The 17,029-nt window shown below is 60.8% G+C and carries 20 protein-coding genes; 13 read left to right on the forward strand and 7 right to left on the reverse strand.

What is annotated here, in order from left to right:
* Positions 1–165: 165 nt before the first annotated feature.
* Positions 166–1,497, reverse strand: coding sequence for a hypothetical protein (locus DACI_RS23660; RefSeq protein WP_012206497.1), 1,332 nt, complete (start codon positions 1,495–1,497; stop codon positions 166–168).
* Positions 1,498–1,703: 206 nt separating this feature from the next.
* On the opposite strand from DACI_RS23660, the gene DACI_RS23665 reads away from it, so the two are divergent.
* Genes DACI_RS23665 through DACI_RS23695 form a run of 8 tightly spaced genes read left to right on the forward strand, consistent with a single transcriptional unit; the run spans position 1,704 to position 4,394 of the window.
* Positions 1,704–2,045, forward strand: coding sequence for a hypothetical protein (locus tag DACI_RS23665; RefSeq protein WP_043782397.1), 342 nt, complete (start codon positions 1,704–1,706; stop codon positions 2,043–2,045).
* Positions 2,042–2,293, forward strand: a complete 252-nt coding sequence (locus DACI_RS23670) for a hypothetical protein (RefSeq protein ID WP_012206498.1) — start codon at positions 2,042–2,044, stop codon at positions 2,291–2,293. Before DACI_RS23665 ends, DACI_RS23670 begins: the two co-directional genes overlap by 4 nt.
* Positions 2,294–2,321: 28 nt before the next feature.
* On the forward strand, positions 2,322–2,555 hold the full coding sequence (locus DACI_RS23675) for a hypothetical protein (RefSeq protein ID WP_012206499.1): 234 nt from the start codon (positions 2,322–2,324) through the stop codon (positions 2,553–2,555).
* 13 nt (positions 2,556–2,568) lie between these two features.
* Positions 2,569–2,697: a hypothetical protein gene (locus DACI_RS32740; protein ID WP_255247323.1), complete on the forward strand. Its 129-nt coding sequence runs from the start codon at positions 2,569–2,571 to the stop codon at positions 2,695–2,697.
* On the forward strand, positions 2,675–2,890 hold the full coding sequence (locus DACI_RS23680; RefSeq protein ID WP_043782399.1) for a hypothetical protein: 216 nt from the start codon (positions 2,675–2,677) through the stop codon (positions 2,888–2,890). The genes DACI_RS32740 and DACI_RS23680 overlap by 23 nt, the downstream gene beginning before the upstream one ends.
* Before the next feature lie 25 nt (positions 2,891–2,915).
* Positions 2,916–3,245: a hypothetical protein gene (locus DACI_RS23685; protein ID WP_043782402.1), complete on the forward strand. Its 330-nt coding sequence runs from the start codon at positions 2,916–2,918 to the stop codon at positions 3,243–3,245.
* Positions 3,242–4,081 (forward strand): HNH endonuclease signature motif containing protein, encoded by an 840-nt coding sequence (locus DACI_RS23690; RefSeq protein ID WP_012206501.1) that lies wholly within the window; start codon positions 3,242–3,244, stop codon positions 4,079–4,081. Before DACI_RS23685 ends, DACI_RS23690 begins: the two co-directional genes overlap by 4 nt.
* A complete protein-coding gene (locus DACI_RS23695) occupies positions 4,041–4,394 on the forward strand; it encodes a hypothetical protein (protein ID WP_012206502.1) in 354 nt (117 codons plus the stop codon). The genes DACI_RS23690 and DACI_RS23695 overlap by 41 nt, the downstream gene beginning before the upstream one ends.
* A gap of 422 nt (positions 4,395–4,816) precedes the next feature.
* Here the strand turns inward: DACI_RS23695 and DACI_RS32265 are convergent, their stop codons facing one another.
* Positions 4,817–5,440, reverse strand: coding sequence for a hypothetical protein (locus tag DACI_RS32265; RefSeq protein ID WP_157059701.1), 624 nt, complete (start codon positions 5,438–5,440; stop codon positions 4,817–4,819).
* A 78-nt stretch (positions 5,441–5,518) separates the two neighbouring features.
* On the opposite strand from DACI_RS32265, the gene DACI_RS23710 reads away from it, so the two are divergent.
* The gene (locus DACI_RS23710) at positions 5,519–6,379 is read left to right on the forward strand and encodes a DNA adenine methylase (protein ID WP_012206503.1); all 861 of its coding nucleotides are present in this window, start codon (positions 5,519–5,521) and stop codon (positions 6,377–6,379) included.
* Positions 6,380–6,445: 66 nt separating this feature from the next.
* Here DACI_RS23710 and DACI_RS32270 read toward each other — a convergent pair whose 3' ends face one another.
* Positions 6,446–7,006, reverse strand: a complete 561-nt coding sequence (locus DACI_RS32270) for a hypothetical protein (protein ID WP_157059702.1) — start codon at positions 7,004–7,006, stop codon at positions 6,446–6,448.
* A gap of 97 nt (positions 7,007–7,103) precedes the next feature.
* Positions 7,104–8,039, reverse strand: coding sequence for an HNH endonuclease (locus tag DACI_RS23715; protein ID WP_012206505.1), 936 nt, complete (start codon positions 8,037–8,039; stop codon positions 7,104–7,106).
* A 141-nt stretch (positions 8,040–8,180) separates the two neighbouring features.
* Between DACI_RS23715 and DACI_RS23720 the strand changes: the two genes are divergently transcribed.
* From DACI_RS23720 to DACI_RS23730, 3 genes are all read left to right on the forward strand, one after another.
* On the forward strand, positions 8,181–8,411 hold the full coding sequence (locus tag DACI_RS23720; RefSeq protein ID WP_012206506.1) for a DUF4224 domain-containing protein: 231 nt from the start codon (positions 8,181–8,183) through the stop codon (positions 8,409–8,411).
* On the forward strand, positions 8,408–9,436 hold the full coding sequence (locus DACI_RS23725) for a tyrosine-type recombinase/integrase (protein WP_012206507.1): 1,029 nt from the start codon (positions 8,408–8,410) through the stop codon (positions 9,434–9,436). Before DACI_RS23720 ends, DACI_RS23725 begins: the two co-directional genes overlap by 4 nt.
* A 413-nt stretch (positions 9,437–9,849) precedes the next feature.
* Entirely contained in the window at positions 9,850–10,284 is a 435-nt protein-coding gene (locus tag DACI_RS23730) for a YbaY family lipoprotein (RefSeq protein ID WP_012206508.1), read from the forward strand.
* A gap of 71 nt (positions 10,285–10,355) precedes the next feature.
* Here the strand turns inward: DACI_RS23730 and DACI_RS23735 are convergent, their stop codons facing one another.
* Positions 10,356–10,979 carry a glutathione S-transferase family protein gene (locus DACI_RS23735; RefSeq protein ID WP_012206509.1) on the reverse strand — a complete coding sequence of 208 codons (624 nt, stop codon included), beginning with the start codon at positions 10,977–10,979 and terminating at the stop codon, positions 10,356–10,358.
* A gap of 101 nt (positions 10,980–11,080) precedes the next feature.
* Here DACI_RS23735 and DACI_RS23740 point away from each other — a divergent pair, with 101 nt between their 5' ends.
* The gene (locus DACI_RS23740; protein ID WP_012206510.1) at positions 11,081–11,545 is read left to right on the forward strand and encodes a ribonuclease HI family protein; all 465 of its coding nucleotides are present in this window, start codon (positions 11,081–11,083) and stop codon (positions 11,543–11,545) included.
* A 59-nt stretch (positions 11,546–11,604) separates the two neighbouring features.
* Here DACI_RS23740 and DACI_RS23745 read toward each other — a convergent pair whose 3' ends face one another.
* Together DACI_RS23745 and DACI_RS23750 are read right to left on the reverse strand one after the other, a co-directional pair.
* Complete coding sequence (locus DACI_RS23745) at positions 11,605–11,931, reverse strand: tetratricopeptide repeat protein (RefSeq protein WP_012206511.1); 327 nt, start codon at positions 11,929–11,931, stop codon at positions 11,605–11,607.
* A gap of 981 nt (positions 11,932–12,912) precedes the next feature.
* On the reverse strand, positions 12,913–16,731 hold the full coding sequence (locus DACI_RS23750; RefSeq protein WP_043782420.1) for an ExeM/NucH family extracellular endonuclease: 3,819 nt from the start codon (positions 16,729–16,731) through the stop codon (positions 12,913–12,915).
* Between the last annotated feature and the right edge of the window lie 298 nt (positions 16,732–17,029).

A 17,029-nucleotide genomic window follows, 5' to 3' on the forward strand; every position in this document is an offset into this window, starting at 1 on the left:
ACGGGCGACCAGGTGAGGCAAACAGGGTTGCCAAGAACAGAAAACCCCAGCCAGAGATGGCTGACGGCCCGGAAAGAACGGGCAATAAAAAGGCCCGGCACTTAAGGTGCTGGGCCTGTCAATGACGCTGTGAAATACGAAAAGATCACAAAGGACTGAGGACTATTAACTGCGCGTAGTACCGGATACCTTTTGGTCCTTACGCAGCAGCTGCACGATTTCTCCCGCAATTTCCTTGACAGCCTCGGAGCGGATGGCATCAAAGTTTATGCCGCTCTTCCTGTTACAGACGCCTTGGATGCTGGTTGGGATCAACCCAACTTCGCCTTCACCGCCAAACACATTTTTATATCGGATGTTGGAGCATTCAATTTTCTGCTCAGATTTCTTGCCAGATATGACTTTTGATCCCTTGCCAGCAGAATCGCTGACATTCATGCTCCAACTGATCTCATAGTTGGTTGTGGTGGTATCGTAAAGAACGCTGGCATTCTTCGGAATCAGCAGTCTCGTAGCAAAATCCAGATCGCTAACCGTTTGCGTTCTGACAAGAGGATTTCCAGGCCGCTCAGTAATGCGCAACCGGGCAATGGTCAGCTTTCGCTTCGCCTCGTCTTCAACAGTTATCCACTCATCAAAATCTTCAAGCGCCTTGGGAAGCTCATCTATGAACGGATCGTTGCTGTCGGAAACGATCTTCACTTGAAGCTCTCTCTCTGCCCTTGCCTTGGCGGCCAAGTCGGGAAGGACAGTCGCCACCTCTTCCTTGAGCTGCTTTTTCGAGAGGTCTGCGCGCGTGACGAACTGCAGAACATGTTGTTCAATGACTGGGTCGCGGGTCGCTGTGTAGACGGCAAGAACTCCAGCAAGATCGCGCCACGCACCCGGCCCCATTGACTTGATCAGGTCAGCCATTTTTGTGCGCACAACCGGCAAAAGCGCAGCAGCCTTTGCATTGTCACTATTCTTCATGGCCGAGTAAACGGACGCATACGCCTCCATATCCGGCAGTTCTCCATTGAGAGCTCGGCGATACTCAGACTCGTACGCTGCGCCCATGTACTTCGGCAAATCTGGATAGCTCTCCTTTAGCTCAGCATTCAAAATCGTGGGCTTCAAGATAGCTTGCTGCGCCAATTCCTTATAAAGAATTTGGTTGATATCTGCCGCTTGCGCCGCATCCAGCAAACCACCTCGTTGAGCATTGGCCATATACAAGACCATGTCCTTGAAGAAGGCGCGATTCTTTTCTTTATATTGAATGAATTTTTTGGTGTCTTCGTAGAACTGCACCTGATACTGAGAACCGGCGGCATCCTTGATTCTTGCCACCAGCTTATCAACGTCGTCTCTGCCGGCCTTGGCCTCGTAGTAACTGACCGAGTACAGAGCACCAGAATAATTCTTATCCTTGATCGCCCTATCTTCATAAGTAGTAGCGCAAGCGGTGAGAAGAATGCTCAGGGCAATGGTGCTGCCAACCGTCCTCAAATTCATATCTGCTCCAAACTTTTGACACCTGAGTTTACAGGTTGTCACGCCATACAGCCATGCCCTCGCTGGAGCACCTCAGCTCTGAATGGCACATGTGGCTTTCCTTTCCGCCGGGCCTGGGCTTCTTTCTTCGCAACCACCAGCCATCTAGCCCACGCAGCCGCCACGCGGCACCGGCCCTTTTCTTCGTCCACCACTGGAGATCTGCCATGGCAAATGCCATCCCACCGCGCCGCCCACTTCGCAAACCGAAGGCCGAGCACCTGTGCATGGCCTTCCCCCGATTGCCAGACCCTGACAAAAAGAATTTCTGGCTCGCCGCCTACCTAATAGACCTTGCGCACTGCGTTGCCTTGGAAGGCCTGGCAACCAAGCTGGAAGCGATCGGCGCCCCCAAGTCGGATCAGGTCACCCGATCAGCCACCTACATGGCGGCGACGCTCACGCAGGAGAAGGCGCGCAAATCCGCGAAATACACGCAGGAAGACGGCATGCTGCTCTACGCCTGGCCAGGCACCACGTTCTTCGACGCGGTCACGCAGCACCAATGAGCCCGCCGTACCCCGAGACACCGCCGCCGACGCCACCTGGCCCGTTCTGGCTGGCCACCTACTTCCGCGACCTGGCCGAAGGCGCCGTGATGGAGCGCGAGGGCGACGGCCACCCCCTGATCTGGAGCGCATGCGCGCTGCTGAGCAACGCGGGATATGCGGCGCTGGACGAGGCCAGGCACAGCGGAATGCTGCTCTACGCCTGGTGCGGCACCACCTTCTTTGACCAACCAACGGCCCGCCACTGAGCGGGCCGTTTGCATGCCGGAGACCCACATGCAACTCGCCCGCATCACCCGCCCCTCCACGCCGATCACCGATCAGGCCTTTGTCTACCGCCGCAGCGAGCACACCAACGTGGCCCAGACCTTCGCCAGGGCGCGCGAGCAGTTGGCCAGCGCCGCAGCTGCTGCAGCTCCACCCAAGCGCCGCAGCCGCAAGGCCAGCGCGGCTGATGCGCCCGCCGCAACCAAGCTCCAGCAGATCCCGCTGGAACTGCCATCCCTCTGATTACTGGAGTCACATGCGCACTTTCACCATCAAATGCGGCTGCACGCAGCAGCAATTCGTCGGCGCCTGCACGCAAGACGCATGCGCCTGGGCGCTGGAGCAATTCGGAGACCGGCCCTATGTCGTCATCTGCCACCGCTGACCGCGACCACCACTGGGCCAGCGATTGGCACTACGCGCTGCGCCACGCCCTCGCGCTGGCCGACGCCCACGCCCTGGCAGCACAGCACGCCAGCAGGCCACCCATCACCCAGCGTGCCGCGTGGGCTGTCCAGTTCGACCGCTCGCGCGACCAGATACACCGCCTTCTGCACCTTGACGCAACCCCGTCCTGACCCCGCCACTTCACAGGAGACCACCATGGCCCGCCAGATCATCATTGCCATTTCCGCCGACGACGAGGGCCGTGTTGCCCTGACCACCAACCTGCCCCGCCCGGTGCCTGGGCGCGGCCTGCAGACCGAGGACGCGGCCGCACTGGAGCTGCTGCGCATGGCCCAGCACCTACCCAACCTCGAAACCACCACCTACGACGCCAGCCACCTGGCGCCGGATGCTGCCGAGGCCTTCGACCTGCTCCGCGAGCTGATCAACCCCGATGGATTCGGCTACTCGGTCACTGCCGAAGTCGGCAACGCAGCGCGCCGCGTGCTGCAGATCAAGGGGCAGCAGGTAGGTCTCCCGCTATGAGCAAGAACACGCCATGGCGTGCCGAGGATGATGCCTACCTGCGCGCGCACTACCCCACCCAGCCCACGGCTGCCGTCGCTGCGCACCTGCAGCGCTCGGCCAGGCATGTGCAGCAGCGCGCTTATGGCCTGGGCGTGAAAAAGGCACCCGGCGCCAAGACCCTGCGCACCGGCCGCTGGACGCACCTTGATGACCTGCTGCAGCTGCTGTATGCCGACATGCTCAACGAGGACTTGGGCGAGCTGCTGGGCATGCCCATGCAGGACATCGCTACCCGGGCCAGCCGCCTAGGGCTGCACAAAAGCCCTGCAGTGCTGTCCCAGACCTACAGCACCTCCATGCTGCGCCAGGGCCGGCGGCAGGGTCAGTTCACCGCTGGATTCAAGCCTTGGAACAAGGGGCTGCACGGGTACAGCGCGGAGCTGGGTCGAAGCCATTTCAAGGCCGGCAACCGGCCGCCAACCTGGGTGCCCGTAGGCACCGAGCGCTGGACCACGCCGCCCCGCGCGCTGCCACATGCAGCCCGTTACCTCAAGCGCAAGGTGGCCGAGCCAAACCGCTGGGCACTGGTGCACCGCATCGTGTGGGAGCAGCACCGCGGCCCCATCCCGGAGGGCCATGCCGTCATCTTCCATGACGGCGACACATCCAATTTCGACATCAACAACCTGCGCTGCATCCCTCGCGCAGAGCTGTCCCGCAGCAACGGGGCCGCCGTCCCCATCGACCTGCTGCCCGTGTGGGAACTCACACGCCAGCTGGACCAAGAGATCAAGGAAATCGAGAAAGCCGAGCATGACCACCACCACAACCGACACCCAGCCCGCGCCGCCTGAAACCAGCGGCATGGGCCAGCTGCAATCGCTGCTGCTCCAGACCATCAAGGACCTGCGCAGCGGCGCTACCACTCCGCAGATCGCCCGCGCCATCACCGACATAGGCCAGACGTTGGTGGCCAGCTCGCGCGCAGAGATCGAGTTTGCGCGGATCACGAAGGCTTCGCGCGTGGGATTTCTTGACTCGCCAGCACTGCAAGGTGCGATGCCCAAGCCCACAGCAGACGGAGCCGGCCACACCACGCCACTGCCACCGGGCCAGCACTGGCAAGGCCTGGTCCACCGCACCAGCGACAAGGAGCCCAGGCGATGACTCATCATCAGCCCAAAGGCTCCATGTGCCAGACCTGCTGCGGCGGCAGCCGCGCCTGTGCCACCCTGCCTTTCAGCTCCATGCCAGTCATCAAGTCATATCCAGATGGCGTCAAGGCGGTGAAGTGCAGCGCCCACCAGCCGACAGCCCGGGCGCCATTGCGTCGCTGCCTGAGCTGCGGGGCTACGGTTCCTTCGGAGCTGGCCGAGGGTGAAGGATTGCCCTGCGGACATTGATCCACTTGGTGCAACATCCTGCGCCACTGGACCGACCGGGGCAAGCCGCCGAACTGGATCAACGGCAAGGACCGGAATCAGTTCCTGATCAAGCCCGCCGCTTGAAAAGGCCTTGCAACCAGAGTCCATTGCGGGCTCTGATCTCTTCTAGACATGCAAGAAACGATTACGCAAATGGGTAAATCATCACCTGATGATTCGATGCTTTCTCTGAAACCCCTCAATCTCCTTATGCGCTATGGAACAGAGGTCGGCCGCTTTAGCCGCTGATTCACTAACATTCCACATTGCCTGCGTCCATCTATCAGATGATTGATTATATTCTGAAAAAAACAAATCTACAAAATCTTTGGTTTGCTTAATCTGAGCAGCAGCCTTAAAAGCCTTTCTAAGATACTTAACTCCAAGAGGCGAAAGAGCAGCGTGGTCATCAAGTCCTGGAAAATTCATGACTGGCACGTTGCGAACCACTCTAATAACATCGTGGAACTCTGGTATTTTCAGAATCCAATTCTCACTCTCCTCAGCAAGCTGCCTAAGTTTTATACAAAGGTCTTTAAGCTGCTCATCAACTGAAATTGCGAGAAGAATTGCAACAACATTTTCTCGTCTTGCGACTACTTTGTGCTGCCATAGGGGAACGGCTATAGCCACGCATATAGCAAAAACGCTAAAGACTGCTTGCATCCATGCAGCCCATTCTGATTTACTCATACACCAAAAAGCCCAGCACACATCCTCCGGCGGAGGCAACACCTTCATTGCCTTCATAGCCTGAATCGAACTATCCATCCATTGATAAACGTCCATCGCCCTCTCCTTTCATGAGCGGTGAATCCTAACCTCCCATAGCCCGTTTAGCAGTCGCCTCTCGGGCTTTTTGCACTCATGCCACAAGTCACATCCCCCGCATTGCGCTATCACGGCGCCAAGTTCCGGCTGGCGCCCTGGGTGCTTCAACACTTCCCCACGCACCGCTGCTACGTCGAGCCATTCGGCGGCGCGGCTGGCGTGCTGTTGCAAAAGCCGCGGGCATATGCCGAGGTCTACAATGACCTGGACGACGACATCGCCAATTTCTTCCGCGTGTTGCGGGACCCTGGCCAGTCCGAACGACTCATCCAGCTGCTGCACCTCACGCCATACGCGCGGGCCGAGTTCGACCTGTCATATCAGGACTGCGAAGAGCCGGTAGAGCGGGCGCGGCGCACCGCCGTGCGAGCGTGCATGGGCTTCGGCTCTGCAGGTGCCACCAAGGGCGTGACGGGCTTTCGCATTGACACTGCCAGGCCCTACGGCACGGCCCAGCACCTCTGGAGCCGCTACCCAGGCCAGCTGCCACCCATCATCGAGCGCCTGCAGGGCGTGCTGATCGAGAACCGGCCCGCGGTCGAGGTCATGCAGCAGCACGACACCGCCGACACGCTGCACTTCGTGGATCCGCCCTACGTGTTCGGCACGCGCTCGCTGCGCAACGTCACGCAGGGCTGCTACCGCCACGAGATGACGGACGAGCAGCACATCGAGCTGCTGGGCGTGCTGCGTGGCCTCAGAGGCATGGTCGTGCTCAGCGGCTACCCATCGGAACTGTACGAGCGCGAGCTGGCCGACTGGCAGGTCCACACCACCGGCGCCCGTATCTCGGCCGGGCGCGGCACCGCCGTGAAAACAGAGGTGCTTTGGCTCAACCCAGCTTGTCAGCAGCACCTGGCCGCGCCACCTGCCGTCCAGCAAGCGCTCGGAATCTAGCTCGAGCAATCAGGAGTGCCCACGTCACCGTCATAAACCAAAAAATGAACAGGCATATCTTCTATTTCATTTGATATCGTTAATATAGCCATTCAACCTACTAATTTCAATGCGCATAAACTCCTGTAACTCTGCTCTAGATCTCACAGAAGATCCATGTCGTTCTAATTTTTCTGCAATAACTAATACGTTATGCCAGATCCTGATTATGGAGGTAGGTAGATCTTCTGGATTTACACGAGAAAGCAAACCTCGCACTACAGAAATTTCTTCTTTATGAACAGAAAAAGCTGAATCTATTCTATTTGTGCGAGGCACTTCTAAAACAAGAATATGAAGAACATCACGCAACTGATGCATACATGCGAGCACCAACTCATAGTTAGCGTTGCGTTTAATAATTTTTTCCCTGTAAGGCAAATAAATTGAAATAGCCAAAGAAACTATTACAGCGACTGCTTGCACCCAGCCAGACAGATTACCCTTTCCACCAATCCATGAAATAAAATCGTCACCCATCCCAGAAATCAATATCCAAATAACAAAGAACGACATCATCATTCCCGCTGCAATGGCCGCGTGAGTATCAGAAATCGGGATAATTTTTCTAGTCTTAGCATTTTCCATACGAACCTCTCTTCTTCAATAGAAGATACCGCAAGCCACCCAATAACTCGGCCAGTACAAGCAGCCCGGATTTTGCGAAATCACAAAGCCACAGGGTTCAGTGCGACTGTTGGGTGAGCTTGGCGCGATGCACCTCAAGGTACTGTCGCTGCTTCGGAGTGAACTGCCCAGCGTTCATCTTCGGATCAAGGCCCCACGCAAGCATGGCGTTCACTACCCACGCCTCTACAACGATGATTTGCCCATCGTCCGTGAAGCTGATCAAGTGGCGATCGAACAACCTGTCCACATGGGGTGACAGCAGCAACCCATTGTGGCCATCCAGCCGCTCCTGGTTCGTAGAGTCCTTCCAGGGCTTGATGTGGCTGGCCACCAGAAGCCGCGTGTCTGAAACTCCAGTGAGGCGGCAGCGCTTTTCAATCTGCATGAGGTTGGTGCGATAGATACCCTGGCCACGGCGCGCTTTCACCAACTGCTCGATCTCTGTGGATGAAAGCGTGGGGGATGCGCTGAGCTCCTGCTGGACCTGGTCTGCTTCCAGTTCCATGAGCTGCTCATCGTGGAACTCCAGCGCGGCGTCGTTGGCCTTGCCTGCCAGTCCCAAGATGTTCTCGCCCAGCGCCTGAGACACCGATGCAAGGTACACCCCCTGGTTGCCATCTCCGCTGGCACGGATAGGCGAGTACTTCTCCGGGAGATCACCGGCCAACACACCCATGTGGTGCTTAGGCCGAACCGGGCTTTCGAGCAGTTCCCATGCAACGGGCACCAGCCAACCATCTGAGTGCCATGCGTCGCCGGCCTTGCCGAAATTTTCGGGCTTGCCCTCGTCTCGGTATCCGGACGTGGCCACGCCAATCGCTTTGACCTGGCCGTCTGCATACGAGATCACCGTGTCGCCCTTCTTCACCAGGCGCAGATTCTCGTAGGTCTGGTTGTACCCGCCGTTGGCCTTGCGCTGAGGGCTCCAGATGTACCCGCCTTCGATCTCGGACTTGAAAGTCTGTTTGTGATTGACCCACCAATACGCCATTGCCCTCTCCTTTTCGGCAGAGAGGGTAAGCCATTTGTCCTGACATCGCCCGCATTCGCGGGCTTTTTCATGCCCCCCCATTTGCCCGACCCAACCCCAGAGCCAGCACCTGCTGGCCTTTGTTTTTGAAAGGTGCCCACCATGAGCATCAGCCTGACCCTCTCTGAAGACGAAATCAGGGAGCTCACCCACTACCAATGGCCCTCCATGCAGCTCAAGGCGCTGCACAAGCGCGGATTCTTCCGTGCACGGCTAAGCGAGCGCACGGGCAAGGTGCTGCTGGAGCGCGACCACTACCTAGCCGTATGCGCTGGCCCAGCGCCGTCCACCGTGCCGCGCGTGCGGCCGCCGCAGATGCGGAGGCCAGCATGAGCAAGCGCCGCAGCGACCTGCCCAAGCGTGTCTATGAAAAGGGCGGCGCCTATTGGCATGTCCGCGCCGAAGGGAAAAAGCGGATCTGGGCGCGCCTGTCCACCATCCGTGACGGCCTGCCTGCTCTGTACCGCGCCCTAGCAGCAATGGAGCAGGCTGATCAGACCCGGGACAGCATGGCCGCGCTGATCGCGGACTGGCTTGCGGAGGTCGGCAGCAGGCACAGCGTGAAAACGCAGGCCAACGACGCCTACCAAACGCGCACGATCTCCGAATCGTTCCAGGAGTTTCGCGCGCAGGAGGTCACCGCGCCGGCCATTGTGGAGTTCCTGAAACACTTCAGCGACAAGCCGCGAACCTACAACGCCTACCGCTCCATGCTGCGAGAGCTGATGCGGTTCGCCGAAGAGAAAGGCTATCGGCCGCCCGGCACGAACCCAGTGGACAGCCTCAAGACCATGTCCGTGAAGGCGCGCACGCGGTACATCACGGATTCCGAAGTGCGCCGCATCAAGGTGGCCGTGATGTACGGGGACGACGGCAAGCGCACGCGCTCCGGCCACACGATCTGCGCGCTGATCGATATGGCCTACCTGACCGGGCAGCGCATTGGCGACCTGCTGACCCTGCGGTGGAGCGATGTGGGCAAGCAGGGCATCACGTTCCAGCCGGCAAAAACCGAGGGCTCGACCGGCGCCCAGGTCCTGATCGCATGGACACAGCGCCTGCGCAATGTGGTGGACCGCCTGCGGGCGCTACCCAACCAGAGCCCCGATTTCGTGTTCTGCACGCTGCAGGGCCAGCCTTACACCTACTCGGGCGCATCCACCGCCTGGAAGCGGGCAGTGAAGCGGGCCGGCGTGAAGGATTGCCATTTCCACGACCTCCGCGGCAAGGCCCTGACCGATGTGGACCGTGGGCGCGGGATCATGGAGGCGCAGCGCATGGGCGCCCACTCCACCCAGTCCCAGACCGCCGACTATGTGCGCCACAAACGCGCGCTGAAGGTGGACGCGACACGCTGAATTTCTTCTAACGCGCCTCTGCGCTGCCTATGGCGGACAGCACCGTTGGCAGATGCGCGCGTTAGAAGAAAACGGTGCAAGCCGTTGATTTCAATAATTCGACCGGCTGCTTTGGGAGCAGAGGGTCGCGAGTTCGAATCCCGCCGCTCCGACCAAATGATTCAAGCCCCTGGTTCGAAAGAGCCAGGGGCTTTTGTCTGTCCAGATCGCAATTGCCCAACCGAGCGTCGCCAGCGCAGCGCCCGCAGCACGAGCACAAACCTTTCACACCTTTGCCTCCAAGACTGGCAACCAGCCAGCAGATCGGCCCATGCGACTTTGGGAAATGGCAGCAGCTTGCGTTGAGCCTGCTCCTACAGCCCCGCAAGCCACGCCAGGCCAGACTGGGACTCCCAAATCAAGAAGGAGCTCCAATGAATTCCAACAGCCTTCAGCGCCGCACAGCCCTGGCCCTCGTGATGTCCGCAGCACTGCTGGGTGCATGCGCCCAGACCCAGCCTGCGCCCAATGCGCCCGTCACTGCGGTCATGGGAACGGTTGACCTGAGGGAGCCCGCTCCGCTTGCGCCCGACGCCGTGCTGGTCGTCGAATTGCAGGACACCTCGCGCGCCGATGCTCCCGCCCCGGTGATATCCCAGCAGTCCATGCGGCTCGAAGGCCTCAAGCCGCCCTACAGCTTCAAGCTGCCCGTCGAGCCCAGCCGCCTGAATCCTGCCGCGCAATACACGGTCACCTCACGCATTACCCAGGGCAATCAACTCATCTTCATCAATGACACCGTCCACCCGGTGCTGACCCGTGGTGCAGGCTCGAAGGCCGACATGATGCTGGTGCGCGTCGCCCCCTGACCCCAGTCCTTCAACAACCAAAGCCCGCAGGAAACCTGGCGGGCTTTGTCACGCAGGGCGCCAAACCGCCATCAAGGCATGCCGTTGGCGCCATGCAGGCGAAAGCCCGGCCGCTCGCAAAGCCGTTCGTAGTAGGCGCGGACTGCAGGCAATTCCGGGCGCTCCATGGGCGCCGACATCCAGCGGTGCGTGGACAGGCCCAGCACGATATCGGCCAGGCTCAATTGCGCGCCAGCAGCAAAGGCGCCGGTGCGCGACAACTGGTCCTCCAGAATGCGCATGTGGCGATGCCAGTTCGCCATGCTGCCAGCCAGTTGCACGGGGTCCTTGTGCTCGGGGCTGTGCCTCACCAATCCCATGAAGGCATAGCGCCAGGCATTGTTCAACTCGGTGGCCTGCCAATCCATCCACTGCTCGACAAGCGCGCGTTCAGCGGGCGCTGCCGGCAGCAGGTCCTGCCGGTCATGGCGGGCCGCCAGGTAGCGGCAAATGGTATTGGACTCCCACAGCACCAGCGGCCCATCAAGCAGCACCGGAACCATCGCATTCGGATTGAGCGCCAGAAATTCCGGCTCCTGCGTTGATCGATGACCTGAGCCCCATTCCTCCTGGTCCAAAGAAATTCCCAACTCCACGCAAAGCCACAGCACCTTGCGCACATTGATGGACGATGACTTGCCCAGAATCCTGATCATTCGCTGCCTTCTTCGGTTTCGGTGATTTGCAGACCTGCATTGTCCCGCGCCATCCGACAAGAAATGCGACCGAACCTCCACCGCTGCCGCATGATGCGGGCATGCCTCTGGAAAAGCCCCCATCACGCCCAAGCGCCTGCGGCCCCGCGCCCTCAGACGCCGACCTCTGGACTGCCTACATCGATGCAAGCGCCGTACCGAACCCCGGACGCATGGCCATGGGCGCCGTCATCACCGCACCCGACGGACGCCGCCACCTTCTGTCCGAGCCCTGCCACGAGCGAGGCTGCAATAACGAAGCCGAACTGCGCGCCCTGATGGCCGCGCTGCAGGCCCTGCAAGGCCTGCAGGCGCGCCGCCTGACCATCTTCACGGACAGCAGCATCCTGGTGGAGCAGCTGACTCCATCGCTACGCCCCATCAAGCCCATCGCGCGTCTGGCAGACCTCTTTGATGAGGCCCGCACCATGCTGACCGGGTTCGAGCACGTGCAACTGCGCTGGATACCCCGCCACCGCAACACCGAGGCCGACGCCCTGGCCAGGGAAGCTCTTTTGCAGGCGTGAATCCCGCTCCGCACCAAAACACACACACCCGCACCCACACCCTTTCGCAGGGCCTCGACTCAGCCCGCCTGCTGCCTGTCCAGGCGCTTGAGGAACACACCAATCTCCTTTACGACCTGGGCATCCCCCTTCTGCTGCGCGCAGGCCAATCCCGTATTCCACGCCCGCCGCGCTCCAGCAGCGTCGCCCAGCGCCAGCAATGCCCGGCCCAGCAGCTTCCACGCCACCGAATAGCCGGGATCGAGTTCAGTGGCCCGCTCCAGGTGTGAATGAGCCACCTCAGGCGCCTCGTTTTCAAGATAGGTCTTGCCCAAGGTACAGCGCAGCAGGGCCGAGTCCTTGCCGGATGCGAGCAGGCCCTCAAGCCTTTGCGTCATTTCATTCATCTTCAAACCCCTTCTGCGGCAACACAGGCCCATGGCTCCAGCGGCAAATTCTGCCTCTGCTATAATCCCATGGTTGTCTGCGCAGGCAATGCTGTATCTCACGCCGGCGCGTCGTGCACTACGACGAAAAAAACAACGGTGACAGCCGCAGAGACGTTCTGCCGTAAAACGATGGTCGCGTAAGAGCCATCGTCCACATTCCCAGAAAAAAGCCCGCTCCACAGCGGGCTTTTTGCATTGCACGGCGCATTTGGCTTGAGGCGGTCGCATCGGAATACAAAAAACAGCTTTACGGCTCAGATGCATGCAACTTCGGCTGCTTTGACCCCATCAAGCACCTTGTTTCAATTTACACTTGACAACCAGGAAGGACCGGAGACGCAGACGCAAGCGCTCTCATTCAAAACCCCTAGCATGTGTCCTTCCTGGATTGATCGCATGGAACGCTCCATTCAGCGCCCCGGCCGCCTCCGCAGCCGGGGCGTTTTTTCTTGAGCGGCACCACGCCAGATACCAGCCCAGCAGGCGAAAACCGCAAAACACAAGCTTTTTCTAATTCCAGAGAAAGTTCTGGGTTTATTTGAGAATGATTCTTGTTTGCGTATATCATTCAATCCATGCTGCATCATTCATGGTGCTGCAGCAGTTCAGTTTCATCGTGGGGCGACTCGTCAGGCCAGTTCAGCCTGCAGTCGTTTTTGCCAGCCAGCGGTATGCCGGTTAGCCAGGCTCTTTTTCAAGCACGATCGTTTCTGGATATCTCTCTCATTCCTTGCACCGAGACGGCGCCCGCAGCAGCAGACGCGCCACTTCGCACCCAGCCCGGCCATCATCAAGCATCGGCCTGCGGCTGCACACCAAGATCCTCTCCCACCTATCCCTCTTGCACGCAGTCGGGCAAATGCCTGTCCGCGGCCTCCCCTGCCCCAATGCAAAAAGCCCGGCCTGCACGTGGTGCAGACCGGGCTTTTCACGGCAGCATCAAGGTTTGCGGCGGCGCAGGCGGATGGCCAGTCCACCCATCATCAGGCTCAGCAGCGCGACCGCCCACTCGCTCAGTGACGGAATCGCCGCCGGCGTACCGCCACCGACCGCGGCAGGCAGCACCAGGGCCGAAGGGTCTTCCACACGGCCATTGGCCAGAAGATCGTCATCGCCCAGGCCGCCATCGCGCAGCACGAAGGAGACGACGCGACCCTGCAGCGTTGCAGGTATGCGGTACCAGTGCTGCGTGGTGTTATCTGCCGTGCGGCCCCACTTCCAGTATTCAGCACCACTGGGCAAATCGTTCGGATAGGTCAGCCTGACCGTCACGAGCGCACCCGCATCACAGCCATCGGTGTTGAGCTTCAACAGCCCGTGTGGCACCACCGCCCCAGAACGCGGAGTACCCGGTGCCGCCATGACCTGCGGCGGCTCGGCCAAGCGGCAGTTGGCGCCACCGCCCACGACCTCGCCCGCAACCGCAATCTGGCTTGCTCCGGTGATGTTGAATCGATTGGCCGGGTCCACTGCGCCCGCTGCGGTCGCCAGCAGCGGATAGCTGGCCGTCACAGCCGCATGGACACCATCACTCACGCTCAGTTGCAGGCTGGCCGGGCCGGCTACCGAAGCCATGTACATGGCGGCGCGCAATTGCTGCGATACCTGTTCGGGGCTGCCGCGCAGTTGTATGCCGGGCTGTACAGCATCAGCATCCTCCAGGCCCAGCACCTGTCCGCCGCTGGCGACGATGGACAGTGTGACGACGGGGCTGTCGGCATCGGCCACCACCACGTCCGCCAGATCGGCCGCCTGCCCCACCACCACCGCCTGCGCATTGGCAGGCACGCCACTGAACGATGGCGCCTGGCCACCGAAATTCAGCCCCAGGAGAATGGGGTTGTGATCACTGGAACGATAGGCGGTGGGCGCATAGAAGCTGGCCTGCTGATCCAGCGACTTGAACTCGACGTTGTAGTCGAGCACCTCGGGCTCCTCGGCATTGATGGCCCACTTGACCTCACGCCCCACGCTGGGCTGCAGGCTGGTGCTCACCAGCACATGGTCCAGCGAACCCCACATTCCGTCGAATGCATAGGACAGCCCCTGGGAGACCTTGACATAGCCGCCGGACTCCAGCGTGGTGATGGGGTCTTCCTTCGCATAGGCGTTGAAATCGCCCACCAGCACCACGTGGGGGCTGGTTACGCCTGTGGGCCGGGTTGCCAGCCAGTTGCTCAGTTGCTGGGCCGTCTTCACGCGCGCCGCGTTGTTGGCGCCCTGGCCGTCGAGCACGTCCGCATTGCCCGCGCCACCGAGCACGCTGCCCTTGGATTTGAAATGGTTCACCACCAGGGTGAACTGCTCCGTGCTGCCGCCCACGGCAAAGGTCTGCGCAATCGGCACCCGGGCTCCGCCGATGCTTGCGTTGAAGGCATCGTAGGTAGAGACATTGGGTGCCGCTGCGCTGCCCACCGGCGTGACGCGGTCGCTGCGATAGACGATGGCCACGGTAATGGCATCCGTGCCCGCGCCTGGCACCGTGCCTGCAGCCTCAGTGAAGGGTGCCTTGACCACCGCATACACGGCGCCGGCAGGCTTGTCGGCACTCGCGTTCAGGGCGTCGGCCAGATCCTGGATGGCGCTGCCCGGACCAAAGCCATTGTTCTGCACCTCCATCAGGCCATACACATCGGCGCCCAGCCCCAGCAGATTGGCCACGATCTTGGCGCGCTGCCTGTCCAGCTCGGCAATGCTGTTGGCACCGCGAATGCCCTGCTGGTTGCCCAGCGGCGTGTTGAACATCACCTGAGAAGAGCCGCTTGTGGCACCGGTCAGGTTGAAGAAATTGAGAACGTTGGCAGACGCGATCTTGAGCGTGGCCGCTCCCACGGCCTGCTGCAATTCAGCAGCAGAAGGGCGCGCGGCTCCCGTGAACTGCGGCGTCTGCGTGGGCTGCACGCGGTAGCTGGTCAGATAGGGCTCGCTGGCGGCAGCATCAAAAAACTGGTCGAGCACGCCGATGACGCGATCCACGCCATCGCCAGCCCGCAGCGTGTTGGACGCCGACAGCGGCAAGCCGCCACGACCCGGCACGAACTCGGGATTCTGGGCCCCGGAGCGATCATCGAGAATGATCTGGCTGCGCTGCAGCGTCTGCACGTAGGCTGCATAGCCCGCCACGCTGGGAGCGTTGACTTCGGTGTACTGCGCCAACGGCGTATCGGCAGACAGCGTGACATTGCCGTAGCGGCCCAGCGTGCGGTTGTCGCTCACCACCAGCTTGCCGCCTGCGGTGGCGGATGCCACCTCCACACGCATGCCTTCCAGACGCTCCCATTGCCCCATGTCGCTGACAGGCAGTGCGATGCGCACTGGCTCCGGCAAGGCCGCCGCGCCGCGGACCACGAAGTCCGTGATGGCGCTGAGCTGGGTCTGATTGCGGAACTCGCTCACCGAGGCGGAAATCTGCACCAGCTTGCCCACCGTGCTCTCATCCACGCCAGGATTGGCGTTGCCGTAGTAGACAAAGATGCCCTCCGAGGTAGCAGCGTCCCCATCGGAGTCTGCCGCCTCTTCCTGCATGAAGAAACCGCTCAGTCCAGGCATATAGGCCGTCACCACGGCACTCACCGTCACCTTCTGCCCCACCAGCGGAGACTGATCGCCAGAGCCCTGGACCGCAGAAATCCTGGTGACCGGCGGCTCGTCTCCTGTCGTGAAGCCCAGCGTCGTGCCGGTCCACACATTGCCCGAGGTATCCAACACCGGCTCGCCCACGGAAACCAGGCTGTAGGGCGTATTGACAGCCAGCCGCACACCCGCGTTGAGCGTGATGGTCGAGCCACTGAATTTCACCTGCGCCGCATCGCCAGCCTGCAGCGTTGCCACCACCGTGGCGCCCTGGCGCAGTTCGAAGCTGCCGCTACCGGGCTTCACCGCCTCATCGAAACTCAGCTTGATTTCGGGATTCAGCGCCACCCCGGTTGCCGCCTCCGCGGGAATGCTTGCCTGCAGCGTGGGCGCCGTGGTGTCGGGCAGCGCCAGGGTGATGGAGACGTCATCAATGGCCAGGCCGTGGTCGTTGCCCACATCATTGAGTTCCACCCAACGCAGCCACAGCGTGGCACCTGGCGCCCAGCCCAGGCCGCGCAGATCCCCGCCCACATTGTTCACCCGCCCGGCCACATTGCCGTCCACGGCGGCAGCAGTTCCGGTGGCAACAGGCGATTGCCAATTGAAGTTCGCGCCGGCAGGCAGCCATTCAGGCACATCGGAAAAGGTGGCTCCCATGCCGTACTCCAGCACCATGGGCTGCGGTTCCGTATTGCCACCGTTGCGCCATTGCTCGCCGTTGAATCGCAAGGTGATGCCATCGACCGAGCCGCCCGTGTCATTGCGCACCGCCAGCGCAATCCAACCCGCTACAGCGCCCTGGGCCGGGCTGCCAAAGTAGGCACCGCCTGATGCCACTCCCCCCAAGGCACGGTCCGTGCTCAGCCCCAGGCTGTAGAAGCTGCCGGTGTTGGAGGCACCATTGCCAGCCACATAAGAGGTGATGGATGCCAAGTTCTTGTTGAAGAGAAACCAGCCCGGCAAGGTGCTGTTATTGGCCCAGGCCAGCCCCGCCCCGGACGCGGCCAGGGTGTCGAAATTCTGCGTGTAGGTGCCGTTGAAGGGAACCTGCGCCCATACCCCGGCAGACGCCGAAAGAAGCAGGCCCGCACCATACAGACGCCAACGATGCCGCTGCAATGGCGCACTCATCGAATTGGCCGGGTTGAAAACAAATGGAATCAGCGTGGCAGCAATGGACATGGATGCGCAATAAAAAAACAATGCGCTCCCCCCCATGGTTGCGCAACTCCCGGTTTATCGCGCATGGAGATGACCAGCCTGTGACTCGGCAGATGCTCCCCCGTCCTACGTGCAGACTCGCCTCTCACCCATCGGCCGGCCTGCGCACGGCAGGCATCATCGCCTTCAGTTTCTGCACCGTTTCATTGCCGGGTCTGGGGCATTTCCTCCTCCCTCCCTCTCATTCCCCCAGGAAGCTTTCAAAAAGCACCGGCTCTTTCTTCCCAGGCCAGCGCAAGCCGCTGGCCTTTTTCTTGGG

This window comes from Delftia acidovorans SPH-1 (assembly GCF_000018665.1).
Classification (GTDB): domain Bacteria; phylum Pseudomonadota; class Gammaproteobacteria; order Burkholderiales; family Burkholderiaceae_C; genus Comamonas; species Comamonas acidovorans.